Source organism: Streptomyces sp. HSS9-12 (genome assembly GCF_054963655.1).
In genome coordinates this window covers 112,164-124,370 of sequence record NZ_JBUEGC010000009.1, presented here as the reverse complement: position 1 = coordinate 124,370, position 12,207 = coordinate 112,164, and the positions used below count along the sequence as shown (strand labels likewise).

General features: G+C 70.4%; 11 protein-coding genes. All 11 read right to left on the bottom strand.

Going from position 1 to position 12,207, the window contains the following annotated elements:
- Window positions 1-147 precede the first annotated feature (147 nt).
- On the bottom strand, window positions 148-1,404 hold the full coding sequence (locus ACY34J_RS07345) for a PucR family transcriptional regulator (protein WP_462725364.1): 1,257 nt from the start codon (window positions 1,402-1,404) through the stop codon (window positions 148-150).
- A 189-nt stretch (window positions 1,405-1,593) separates the two neighbouring features.
- Complete coding sequence (locus tag ACY34J_RS07340; protein ID WP_462725365.1) at window positions 1,594-3,282, bottom strand: AMP-binding protein; 1,689 nt, start codon at window positions 3,280-3,282, stop codon at window positions 1,594-1,596.
- A 19-nt stretch (window positions 3,283-3,301) separates the two neighbouring features.
- Complete coding sequence (locus tag ACY34J_RS07335) at window positions 3,302-3,898, bottom strand: methyltransferase family protein (protein ID WP_462725366.1); 597 nt, start codon at window positions 3,896-3,898, stop codon at window positions 3,302-3,304.
- The gene (locus tag ACY34J_RS07330; protein ID WP_462725367.1) at window positions 3,895-6,243 is read right to left on the bottom strand and encodes an MMPL family transporter; all 2,349 of its coding nucleotides are present in this window, start codon (window positions 6,241-6,243) and stop codon (window positions 3,895-3,897) included. The genes ACY34J_RS07335 and ACY34J_RS07330 overlap by 4 nt, the downstream gene beginning before the upstream one ends.
- A 5-nt stretch (window positions 6,244-6,248) precedes the next feature.
- Window positions 6,249-7,145 carry a 4'-phosphopantetheinyl transferase superfamily protein gene (locus ACY34J_RS07325; protein WP_462725368.1) on the bottom strand — a complete coding sequence of 299 codons (897 nt, stop codon included), beginning with the start codon at window positions 7,143-7,145 and terminating at the stop codon, window positions 6,249-6,251.
- On the bottom strand, window positions 7,142-7,723 hold the full coding sequence (locus ACY34J_RS07320; protein ID WP_462725369.1) for a ferritin-like domain-containing protein: 582 nt from the start codon (window positions 7,721-7,723) through the stop codon (window positions 7,142-7,144). The genes ACY34J_RS07325 and ACY34J_RS07320 overlap by 4 nt, the downstream gene beginning before the upstream one ends.
- The gene (locus ACY34J_RS07315) at window positions 7,720-8,823 is read right to left on the bottom strand and encodes an SDR family oxidoreductase (RefSeq protein ID WP_462725370.1); all 1,104 of its coding nucleotides are present in this window, start codon (window positions 8,821-8,823) and stop codon (window positions 7,720-7,722) included. Before ACY34J_RS07315 ends, ACY34J_RS07320 begins: the two co-directional genes overlap by 4 nt.
- Before the next feature lie 76 nt (window positions 8,824-8,899).
- Window positions 8,900-9,172 (bottom strand): hypothetical protein, encoded by a 273-nt coding sequence (locus ACY34J_RS07310; RefSeq protein ID WP_462725371.1) that lies wholly within the window; start codon window positions 9,170-9,172, stop codon window positions 8,900-8,902.
- Complete coding sequence (locus tag ACY34J_RS07305; protein ID WP_462725372.1) at window positions 9,162-10,073, bottom strand: diiron oxygenase; 912 nt, start codon at window positions 10,071-10,073, stop codon at window positions 9,162-9,164. The genes ACY34J_RS07310 and ACY34J_RS07305 overlap by 11 nt, the downstream gene beginning before the upstream one ends.
- Complete coding sequence (locus ACY34J_RS07300) at window positions 10,070-11,044, bottom strand: 3-oxoacyl-[acyl-carrier-protein] synthase III C-terminal domain-containing protein (RefSeq protein WP_462725373.1); 975 nt, start codon at window positions 11,042-11,044, stop codon at window positions 10,070-10,072. The genes ACY34J_RS07305 and ACY34J_RS07300 overlap by 4 nt, the downstream gene beginning before the upstream one ends.
- Before the next feature lie 404 nt (window positions 11,045-11,448).
- Window positions 11,449-12,159, bottom strand: coding sequence for a DsbA family oxidoreductase (locus ACY34J_RS07295; protein WP_462725374.1), 711 nt, complete (start codon window positions 12,157-12,159; stop codon window positions 11,449-11,451).
- Between the last annotated feature and the right edge of the window lie 48 nt (window positions 12,160-12,207).

Sequence of the window (12,207 nt, the reverse complement as noted above, 5' to 3'; positions counted from 1 at the left end):
GCTGAGGAACTGGGCAAACCTCCCCCGGCGGGCGGTCCGGCTCCGGATCGCCCGCCGGGGGGAGCCGCCCGCCGGGGGGAGCCGCCCGCCGGGGGGAGCCGGCCGCCGGGTTGGAGTCGACGGCCAGCCAAATATCCCCGAGTACGGTCAGTGCTGCCCTTGCACCAGGCCGCCGTACGGCGGCGCTGCGCCCGTCTGGTGCCCCATGGAGCGCACCACCAGCAACGACAGGGCACAGCACAGCCGGTGGCGAGGGTCGTCGAGCCGGCGCCCGGCGAGTTCCTGGATCCTGCGCAGCCGGTTGAGCACGGTGTTGCGGTGACAGTGCAATTCCCGCGCGGCCTGGGTCGCCGAACACTCGCAGCGGAACCAGGCGTCCAGCGTGTTGAGGAGAACCTCGCGTTCAGATGCGGGAAGGTCGAGAATCCGTCCCAGCGTATGCCGGGCCAGCCGGCCGGCGATATCGGGGCTGGAAACCACCAGGGACTCCAGGAGCAGATCATCGAAGACCGCCACTCCGGCATCCGGGCCGGAAAGCGTCTGCAGGGCGAACTCAGCGAACTGATGCGCCTTCAGGATATCGCCCAGCCCCTCCACTTCACAGGAGACGGCAGCCCGCTGCCGGGTTTCCGAGCCGAGGAGCGCGGCGAGCCGGGCGACCGGCGTATGTCCCAGTTCGACCACTCCGACTTCCCTGTCGGCACGAACACACCAGGCGGAACGGATCGCCGACGCTGCCAGCGTGTCCCGCGGCGGCGGCGACGCGACGCCCGGGCCCGAGACGCGCTGGGCCGCCACCACCACATAGCGGCCCCTCGGGGGTAAGCCCAGTACGGCCTGCGCCTCCGCGGCCACGGCCGGGTCCACGCCTCGGCCGTCGAGCAGCGCCTCGACAATGGCCGCACCGTGCCGACCGTCGCGCCGACGGATCTCCGCCTCCCTGGCGCGATAGGCGTCCACCAGCGCCAGGGACTGCTGATCAGCCAACTCCCATACGCTGTCGGACTCTTCGATCAGCTGTCTGACCAGGTCCGGAGACCTCGATTCGGCTTCGGCGAACAGGTTCACCCACACCAGCTGGATGCCCAGCCGGTAGGCGTGCAGTACCGACTCCAGCGGCACGCCCTGCTCCGCTCGTCGCCGGCCCGACGCGGCGGGCGCCGCACCGGGGTCGGCCGTCGCCCCATGGCTTCCCGAGGCGAGGGACAGGGCGGCGAAGAGGTTGTCGCGGTAGGACTCCTGGAGTTCGGGCGCGGGCACCCGTTGCAGATACGCCCCCTCGTGCAGCTCGACGAGGTGAATCAACTCCTCGGTGAGCTGCGGGAGTCGGGCCATCACCGCCGCTGCGAGCTCCGGTAGGGCACTCGCCTGGGGAGTCGCGGCAAGAGATGGGTGTACAGCCATCTGGTCTCCTCTCGTACTGCTGTCCGGCAGGAGCGCATGCGGCGGAGGCCGCTCACCGCAGCAGGCGGTGCGATCACAATGATCCCAACGGGGCAATCGTACGAGAGGAGTAACACGGAATACGGCGGATGGTGACGCTGGGCAACCGAAGTGACGGATGCGGCGTCAGTTGGCGGCGAGGGATGCGCGTCAGCCGGCGGCCGGGGCGCAGTCTTCGTTCTCAGCGATCACCGTTACACCGGTGAGCGAGCCGGCCATCAGCTTCTGCCACAGGTGCCGCCTGCGCGGCTTGCCGCTGGAAGTGCGCTTGACCAGACCGCGGCGCCCGGCGACGAGGAGGATCGTGGGCTCGGGGCCGAGCTCGCCGCGCAGCAGCGCGGTGATCTTCTCCGCCCAGGGGCCGGGCGCCGCCTCGACGAAGACGACCACGCCGGGGCGGCCGTTATCGGCTCGGGCCACGACCGCCACGCGTTCCCTGGCGAGCCCGGACGCGGCGGCCACTTTGATGTCGAGGTCCTCGACGTACACGCTCCGGCCGCGGAGCTTGATGCTCTCGCCCATCCGCCCCAGGACGAACAGGTTGCCCTGCCAGACGAAGCCGGCGTCCCCGGTGCGCAGTTCGCCGTTCACGAACCGCGTCGAGCCGCCGTGCAGTCCCCCGTGGTAACCGTCGGCCACCGACCGGCCGGTCACCGTGACCTCGCCCAGGTGTCCCTCGGGCAGCGACTCGCCCTGCTCGCCGTGGATCCGGATACCGATCCCGTCTTCCTCCCGCGGCAGGCCGTGGCCAACGAGCCAGCCGGGCGCGGGTTCCGCTTCGTCGCCCAGCCGGGCGGTGCGCTCGATGAGCACCGGGGCACCGGGGCTCAGGGTGTTCCAGTCGGGCCGCACCATTGTCACCTCGGCGCCGGGCGGAGGCGTGGAGACGACGAGGGTGTTCTCGGCCAGCCCGTAAGAAGGCAGGAAGACCGTCCGGGAGAAGCCGGCCGGTTCGGCGGCCCGGGCGAAGGACTCCAGCGCTGCCGGATCGACGGTTTCCGCACCCACGCAGGCCGTTCGCCAGCCGGACAGGTCGAGTTCGGCGAGGCGCTGAGGGCCGAGCCGCCGGGCGGCGTAGGCGAACGCGAAGGACGGAGCGCCCGCGTGCGTCGCCGTCCCCGGAGCGAAGCAGGACAGCCACCGGCCGGGATCACGGATGAACTGGTCCGGCCGCATCAGCCAGAGGTTGCCCTGCCCGGCGACGCTGAGCAGCAGGGCACCGACCAGGCCCATGTCGTGGTGGAGCGGCAGCCAGGAGGCTATCCCGTCGCCGTCACGCCAGTTGGTCATGCGACGCAGCGCCGCCAGGTTGGCGTCCAGGTTGTCCCAGGTCACCCGCACTCCGCGCGGCTGCCCGGTGGAGCCGGAGGTGAACTGCAGCAGCGCCGTGCCCCGGGACGGACGCGGCTGGAGCTCCTCGGCCGACTCGTGCAGCAGCCATGGCTCGCCGGGCAGCCCGGCCTGCGCCATGGCCCCGGCCACCAGCGGCCGGTGCTGCTCGGAAGTGATCACTACCGCGGGCCGGGCCTGGTCCAGTACGGCCGTGAGATGGGCGGTGTACTCCGCCTCCGGCTGGAACGAGGGCGGTGCGACAGGACTGACCGTCGCGCCCGCCGCCCAGGCGCCGAACAGCGCGGACACGCAGTCGTGCCCGGTGGGCAGCAGCACGCAGACCACATCGCCGGGGCGCACGCCCCAGGCGTGGAGCGCGCCGGCGATCCGGCGCGCCGAGGCCGCGATCTCGCGGTACTCCCGGTACTGCCAGCCGTCGGTGTCGCCCGCGAGGTGCACTCCCCGGCCTGGGTGGGGCCGGGTGAGCCAAGACGTCAGCACATGCATGAACAAGCTCTCCTGGGCATTACGGGGCCGGCCGGGGTCCGGCGGTGGACCGCGAGCGGCTGAGCCGGGGCAGGAACCTTCCGGTACGGGCGAGGTACCGCTGGTAGTCGGCGCCGAACCGCGAGGCGCACAACCGCTGTTCCTCCCTGGCTCCGGTCAGATTGAGTGCCACGCCCGCATACGTCAGTGCGGCGAGCGTCCCCCAGTGCGGGAAATACAGGAACGCGGCGAGGAAGGCGAGGAGGAAGGAGGCGTAGAACGGGTGCCGGACATGGCGGTACGGGCCGTAGGTGACGAGGTGTTCGGGGGCGTCGTTCTCCTGGTGCCACAAGGAGATCGAAATCGGGTGGGTTCCAAGGGTGAGGAAAAGCACGGCGGTTGAGCCGAAGCTCAGGGCGACCGCGGCGAGGTCCAGCCAGCCGCTCCACCCGCGCGGGGTGACCGGCCGCAGATCGGCGACGGCGGCGGCGACGCACAGCAGCGGAGCGGCCCAGAAGGGAATGGCGGTCAGCCACCATCGGAGGTTCAGCCGGCCGTCGGTGCGGAAGAACACCTTGGGCAGCAGGCCGATGACCGCGAAGTTCAGCAGGAGCAGCAGAAGTGCGGGCTTGCTCATCGGCCCGGAGTCCTTTCGGTTGTGTCGCCGAGCGGCTCGGCGGCTTCGGGCTGCCGCGGTCGCTCAGGGTCGTGCCGAGATGCCTGGGATGCCGGCTGAGGCCGGCTGGGCCGGCCGGGCAGCCACCAGTTCCAGCGCCCCATGAGCTGCATGGCCGCCGGAACGACGACCAGCCGGATGATTGTGGCGTCCAGGGCGATGGCCAGCGCCAGGCCGAAGCCCAGCTGCTTGATCGGCATGATGCCGGTGAACGCGAACGCTCCGAACACCGCGATCATCAGGATCGCCGCGCCGGATATCAGCGGTGCCGTACGGGCGGTTCCTTCGGCGACACTCGTGGCGTTGTCCGCTCCGCGCTCGTACTCCTCGCGGATGCGGCTGAGCAGGAATACCTCGTAGTCGGTGCTGAGGCTGAACAAAATGGCGAGCAGCAGGACGGGCACGAAGTTCTGCAGATACCCGGCCGGATCGTCGCCCACCAGGCCCCCGCCCCAGCCGTGCTGGAAGACCAGCACCAGGACTCCGTACGTCGCCCCGACGGAGAGCAGGTTCATCACGATCGCCTTGAGCGGCAGCAGGAGCGAGCGGAAGGTCAGCAGGAGCAGCAGATAGCTGACTCCGAGCATGGTGACCACGACGGCGGGCAGGCCGTCGCGGATCACCTTGTTGGCGTCCACGCCCTCGGCGGTCTCGCCGCCCACGACCGCGTGCAGATCGCTGCCGGCCAGGCCGGCCGTCTTCGCCCGGACCGCGTCCAGGACGTCACGGGCGTTCTCGCCGGACGGGTGGTCGGCCGCGATCACCTCGAGCACCAGCGTGCGCCGGTCGGCGGAGACGAAGTGGTCCACTGTGCGCCTGGCGTCTTCCGGCAGCCGGGAGGAGGCCGCCGGCGCCAGGGCGGCGAAGGGCCGCTGGGGGCTTGCCGTGCGCAGCACGTCCAGCGCGGAGTCCACCCGGGTGACGTGGGGCAGTTCCGCCAACTCGTCGCGCAGCCGCAGGAGTTCGGGCCCGTCCGGCGAGGAGTCCAGGGCGGTGTCCGAGCGGATCACGATCTGCATCGGGGCGGCGGTGCCCTGGCCGAACTGCTCGCGGACCGTGTCGTATCCGGACCGTACGGGCGCCGACTGCGGGACGATCCGCGCGTCCGGTGTGAAGGTGCGCAGGCCCAGGGCGGGGGCGGCGAGGGCCAGCATTGCGCTGGCGGCGACCAGCAGGAACAGCACCGGGCGGCGCATGATCCGGCGGGCCAGCCGCTGCCAGCGGCCCGCCGCGCCGTCCAGGACCCGGCGGCGGCCGGGCAGTCTGCCCCACAGCACCCGCCGGCCCAGCAGATACAGCAGCGGCGGCAGTACGAGCACACTGGCGAGGGCCGCGAAGGCGACGACCACCACGATGCCGAGCGCGATGGACTGGATCACGTTCAGGTCCACCAGGAACAGGGTCGCCGTCGAAAGGACCACGATCATCCCGGAGAAGGCCACTGTCACGCCGCTGGTGCGCAGGGTGGTGGCGAGCGCGTCCAGTCGTTCCCTGCCCCGGGACAGCTCCTCGGCGTACCGGGAGATCATGAACAGCGAGTAGTCGACCCCGACTCCGAAGCCGATCATCGTGGCGGCGTTCTGCACGAAGACGGACAGCTCGGCATGACGGGCGACGACGGCGAGCACCCCGCAGGTGAACACGATCGCCGTCACCCCCACCACGAAGGAGAGTGCGGCGGCGGCCACTCCGCGGAACAGCAGCAGCAGGATGAGCAGGATCAGCGGCAGGGTGATCAGCTCGGCGAGTGCCAGCTTCTCCTCGCTCTGCTTGTTGACTTCCCCCCAGAACGCACTGGAGCCCACCAGCGACACCCGCAGCTGCCGCGGCTGGTAGCGGCCTGAGAGCTCATCCTGCAGGCCGGGCAGGATCCTTCGGGCGGTCCCGTCGTCCAGCCGCAGGCCGAGGAGCGTGATCGCGGTGTGCCCGTCCTTGCCGGTGAAGTGGCGGCGGCCGTCCGGTGACGCGTCGGCCCATCCGTAACTGCCGCCGACCTGCAGCCGCCGGTCCGCGACGACGTCCCGTACAACCCCGCCGACCCGGCGGTCGAACGCGGGCTCCCCGGACTGGTGGCGCTCGTCGCGCACCACCAGGGTGAGGTTGACCGCCCCGCAGCCGTCGAAGCCCTTCTGCAGCAGGTCGGCAGCCTGCTTCGACTGGGAGCCGGGCACGTACCAGCCGCCGCCGCTGAGCCGGTCGGCCAGCGACGGTGCGGCGAGCCCGGCGGCGACCAGGGCGGTCAACCACACCGCCAGCAGCGGCCGGTGAAACTTCCCGATGGCCCGAGCGAGACCCATGGCGCCCATACGCGTCAGCTCCCCTGTGGCTGCTGGGAGGCCAGCAGGTCGACCAGCTCGCCAAGCGTGGTGATCTTGCGCAGGTCCTCCTGGGAGAACGCGGTGTCGAACTCCTCCTGGAGGTCGACCGACATCTCGACGAGCAGGAAGCTGTCCGCCACGAGTTCGGCCAGGGTGGTGGCGGGGGTGAGCTTCTCCACAGGCGTTCGCAGGGTCTCACCGACCCGCTCGGCGACCTGCTCGAAGGTCACGGCTGGCACGGGCATCGCACTCCTTGTCGTGGTGGTTGCGCGGTGGAAGGAAGCCGCGACGGTCAGGCAGGCCGCGCCCAGCCGGCCGCTGGTGTAGGCGAATCGGGGCTCTGAGCCGTCGCGTCTGCCGGCCCTGCCCCTGCGGGCCGCGGGGTCGGCGGTGACGTAGTCGAGCAGCGTGGTGCGGTCATTGGCCGGATCGGACTTGAACAGCGCCTCTTTCACCGTCCACAGCCGCACCTGCTCTCCGGCGCGCGCCCGCGGCGGGAGGGAGGCGAGCCAGGCCCGCTCCCGCTCGTCGAGGAAGAACCGCGTGGTCCGCGGATCCGCCGTACGCACCGGCTCCAGGTCCACCCCGACACCGGCCAGCGACTGCGGTCCCGGCCCTGCCACGCCTGCGGCGGCGCTGCCGCGGGGAGTGTGGCTGAGCGACAGCCGGCGGTGCGGGAAGGCGTATCCGGTCGTCTCGCCGGAGGTCCCGAGGAAGCGGAGCAGCAGTCGCAGCGCATTCCTGGACACCAGCCAGTCCTGGCGCCGCCGGTGCCCGTTCAGGGATGCCAGATGCGCCGCCTCCCGTGCGGTCGGCGAGTCGGGTGGCAGCGGGGCGTCGGTCACGACGGTGAGGACGGCGGCCCGCGGCTCCCGGGGCGATCTGCTCACGGCGTATCCGGCCGGGGCATATCGTGGCTGTCGGCCAGGAAGGCGATGCGCTCGCCGTACTCCCGCAGCGTCTGGGCGTAGACCTCCTCGTCGGCCGCTGTGTAGCGGGCCAGGGTCTCCTCGACGGCCTCCGCGCCGTACCGCTCGGACATCTGCGTCAGGGCGTCCCGGACGTAACTCACATGCCAGCGCTCGTCCCGCATGATCGTCTCGATGGTGTTCCTGACGGCGGGATGCGTGTCGGGGAACCGCAGATGCTGCCGGTACTGGCCGATGACCCGTTTCTCGAAGACCTGGGTGATCGCCATGACCTCCATCAGGTTCGCGGGCGCGCCCGCCGCCTCCAGGTACTGGTCCTGGTAACTGCGGGTCAGCTTGATCGGCCGGTGGCCGAGGTCCTGGATGCAGTCGGTCCAGTACCGGGCGTGGTTGGCCTCGTCGGCGAAGTGGTGCGTCACATCGGCCTGCAGCGGCCCGCGGATGGTGCGGGCGATCCGGCCGAAGAACAGCGCTCCGTTGATCTCCGAGCATCGATAGAAGCTCAGCAGCCACAGGTCGTTCTCGGTGAGGTCGTTCATGCTGCCTCCGCGGTACGGCGGCCCCAGCGCGAGCTGACGAGGTGGTCGCAGACCGCCTCGAACAGCGTCAGCGGGTCCGGGGCCGTATAGCCGGGCCATGCGGCCCGAAGGGCGTCATTGCGAAAGGTCTTGGACAGATGGAGCTGGGCGGCGAAGGGGGCGACCGAGGACAGCGACTGGTGGATGGGGCCGCCGCGCATGTGCCGGGCCGCCTCCACGAGGTCGTCGAAGCTGTCCTGGCCGCAGAAGAGCGGGCGGAGCAGCCGGCGCCGCCGGAACGCCTCGCTGCGCTCGAAGACGGTGAAGGCGCGGTCGATCAGCGCGTCCAGCGTCGCGGTGTCCGCCGGGTCGGGGCAGACGTGCACGATCCCGTACGGGCCGCCCGGCCCGATCAGGTGAGTCACGGCCGCGGCGGCGAACTGAGTGGTCGCCAGGTTCACCGGCGTACCGGGATCACCGGGAACGAGCGAGAGCAGGCCGTAGAAGTACAGCTTGAGCGTGTTGTGAACCGCGTTGTACCGGGTGACATGTCCGGTGTCATCGTCGGCTACCAGCGTCGGCAGCCGCAGGATCGACAGCGGGAGGTCGCCCGCGGCCGAGAGTGCCTGCTCCTCGGCCGCCCACTTGGACCACTCGTAGTGGTTGACGAAGCCCGCGTCGCCGTGGCGCACTTCGGTGATCTCGCCGCGGTGCCGGCCGGCCGTGTAGAGCGTGGACAGCAGCGCCAGCCGCTCCAGCTTTCCGCACCGGGCGGCGAAGTCGCAGACCCGCGCCGTGCCGGCGGTGTTCACCGCCTGGGCGGTGTCCCGGTCCACGGTGAACCGGGTCACGGCGGCCGTGTGCACGATACGCGTGACCCGGCGCGGGTCCACGCCGTCCAGTGCCCCGTCGCGGCGCAGATCGGCGGCCACCACCTCCACCCGCCGGGCGGTGCGGGGGCCGAGGCGGGTCAGCAGGGCTCCGCGTTTGGCGCGTAATTCCCCGGCGTCCTCGGCTCGTACGGCCAGCACCAGCGCGTCGTCGGTGTGCGTGAGCAGCTGGGTGGCGAGCCGCACGCCGACGTGGCCGTCCGCGCCGGTGAGCAGGGCTACTCCGGTCATGACCGCCCTCCTCGGACCGCCGCGCACGTCGTCTCGGCCGCTTCGGTGGAGCGGTCGGCAGTGGCAGAGGTGGCGGTCATGACACCGCCCGCGGGTCGGCGAAGCGGGTGACGATCGTGTCGATGTCCTTGAAGTCCCCGGCGCTCAGGCTTTCCACGTCGATGGGGGCGCCCCGCAGTCGCTCCAGCAGCAAGAGCAGTTCGGGCAGGTGAATCGAGCGCAGATGGCGCTGCTCGACCAGCGGGGTCTGGTCGTTGATCTCGCGTTCCGTCCCTGTCTTGCCGCGCACCCAGGCGCGTACGGCCGCACGGAACTCGCGGGAGTCGCCGACGCTTTGATCAGAAGGCATCGCTGGGTTCATCGAGGAGAACTCCCGTCGAGATCAGGAACCTGACGCACTTGGACGACACCGCGCGCCGGTGCTCGCGCTGCCCCGGCGCCGACCACGCCCGTTCGGCGAGTTCCCAGGGGTTCTCCAGACCGACATCCGTATAGACGTCGGTGTTGTAGTACTCCCGCCAGCTGTTGATGAAGAACTGGCCGAGAGAGCCCCTGATGTCGTCGATCAGGCCGGAATCCCACCCGTCGGCGCACGCCTCCCACAGCGCTGCCACGAGGCGGCGGCCGAAGATCAGGTGCCGGGACTCCTCGAAGTGGTGGTTGCTGTTGATGAAACGCGCGACCGGGTGCACCCTCTCGTCCCGTCCCGACACCCAGTTGTAGCGGTCGACGATCTCCTCGAAGATCATCGTCTTGGCGAAGAAGAGGAAGTCCTCCACATCGCGCGGCCACGACCGGTCGCCGAGGGGAAGCTGACGGCTGCGGTAGACGCGTGCGTAGCGGCTGCAGAAGCCGCCGAAGAAGATGCTGTGCTTGTTCTCCTCGTCGAGGAAGTGGTGCAGGTACTCCGCGACGTCCAGCAGGTCCTTGCGGTAGAGCCGGGAGGCCAGGCCCTGCATCAGGCTCTTCTCGCCATGGATGTTCAGGCTGTAGAAGTTGGCGGCCTCATGGAAGGCCAGACGCTTCCTCGCCCGCTCGTCCATCTCCCCCCACGCGGGCGTCCCGTAGAGGCTGAGCAGCTCGGGGCTGCTGAACCAGTGCCGCTCGGGATCGACGGTGTCCGGCCACTGCTCCAGCGAGGCGTACGGATTCTGGTACGACTTCCGGGACAGGTGGCTGAGCCGGTCCACGGTGGGGCCGAGCGCGGTGAGCGCGTCCTTCAGCCGGGCCTCGGACGGGGTGGCGGTCACCGGACCACCGCCTCGGTCGCTTCGAGGATCACGCACTGCCAGTTGAGCCCGAAACCCGCCATGACCAGGGCCATCCGGTCGCCGGGGCGCACCCGGCCCGAGTCCAGCAGTTCGGTGAGGTTGACCACGTTGTCGGCCGAGATGACGTGTCCGACGTCCGCCATCGAGGAGCACCAGACCTTCTCGAAGTCGAGTCCGAGCAGCCGGGCGAGGACCTGCCAGGCCTTGTCGTTGGTGTTCTGGGCGACGACCCAGTCCAGGTCCGCCGCGGTCATGCCGGCCCGGGCGAGCGTCTCGGTGATCAGCCGGTGCGTATAGCCGAAGTATGTGCCCACGGTCTCGTCGTCGCCTGCCTGGCCGAGGCCACCGTTGGTGATCTGGTGGGAGGTCACGAACCGCAGTCCCGTGGGCTCCCGGCCTACGACGCACCCGGCCGCGCCGTCCGAGATCAGGTTGTAGGCCTGCTCGTACACCGCCCCTTCGGGAAACCGGTCGGCGGTGACGCACAGCACCCGCTGCCACTCCGGCTCGGCGCCCAGCAGGGCGGCGGCCAGGCGCAGCGAGCCCAGCATCGCCGTACACGCCTGCTGGTTCAGCCCCACGGCGATCGCGTCATCGAGCCCGAAGTCCGCTTGGAGCCGGCTGACGGGGAAGTCCATCAGGTGCTTGACGTCCCGGGTGCGCTGGAAGTCCTCCGCACCCGGGTTCGTGTTGCCGTTCAGCGGCAGGCAGGTGGCGTAGACGATCGCGTCCACGTCGCCGAGCCGATCGGACTCGGCGAGCTGCCGGGTCGCTGCCTTGGCCAGGTCATATGCGGTGGTCGACGGCGCGCAGACGTGATGCCATCGGAAACCCACGGACTCCAGGTCTTCCGCGGCGGAAACCAGCCGGCCGGCTTCCGCGGAGTCGCGGACATGGGCTTTGCGGTCGCCTAATGCGAAGACGAAGGAATCGACGAAAACACCACTCATTGCGATGTGCCCCCTGCTTTGTTGAGCGATGTCCATCCTCACCGCAGGCCGGGGGCCGGGTCGATGGCCGCTTGGTGCACATTCGCGGGGGCTAACTGTGCAACCGTCACAAGGGGCCGGATCGCGTCATCGCATGTGCGCCGAAAGCCGCCTCGGCGGGCGAGGAGCGCCTACTGCCTCCACCGTGCCCCGCCGGCAGCTGGGCGGCAGCGCCCCCGTGTTGACGCTACCCTCACCGGCGAGGCGCCGGGGCCGGGAATGTGGTGGTTGCTCACCTTCACCCGGTCGGCGCCCGGTGACGGGGGCTGGCGTGCCACGATGCCGTCAAGGATGGCCCGGGCTGCGGCGAAGTCGGTGTAACGCGAACGGGCCCGGCGACTCGCCGGGCCCGTTCTGATTACCGGTCAGGCTCCGGCAATCAGCCCCGCAGCGTGAGTCAGCATTTCCTCGTAAATCTCCGAGCGGTCCTTGTCGATGACGGGATAGCCGACTCCGAAGTCGCCACCCAGCCAGCGGGCCTCGATACCGGGGTTGGCGTAGTTCGTACCGTCGTGCAGGAAGACATGCGGGCTGCACCTGACGCGGTCATCGCGCGCCGCGTGGTACTGGTCCATGACCGCTGCCCGGGCCGATCCGGTGTCCAGCGCCGCGGCGAGCGCGGTCAGGTCGACCGCGCCGCTCTCCTCGGCGATGTCGAGGATGACGTGGCGCAGTGAGATGCAGCGGCCCTGGGCCCAGAAGGCATGGCGCAGCGCCCGGTCGAGCTGTTCGCCGGCCTCCCAGCTCTGTGCCTTGGCCGCCTGCACCGCCTCATGGGCGGGGAGCATGGTGACCGGGTACGCCCAGTCGGGCCCCTGCCACAGCCGCCAGCCCGCGTCCGGCTCCAGCGCACCGAGCACGGAGATCTCGGAGTCGACGCCGGGGCGGGCGTTGACCTCACGGTTGAACAGTTCCAGCGGGAAGGCCCGGAAGTCGAACCAGATCCGGCCCTCAAGGCCGAGCCGCCGGCGCGTCTGGTGCAGGCGGTGCACGGCGACGTGCGCGAATGAGCAGTTCAGGTCGGTGAACACGACCATGGTGTTGGGGGTGGCCGGCAGCCACGGGTCTTTCGTCACAGGGTCTCCTCGGCTCGTGTCATGCGTCTGTCGTCCAACGCGCCGCCC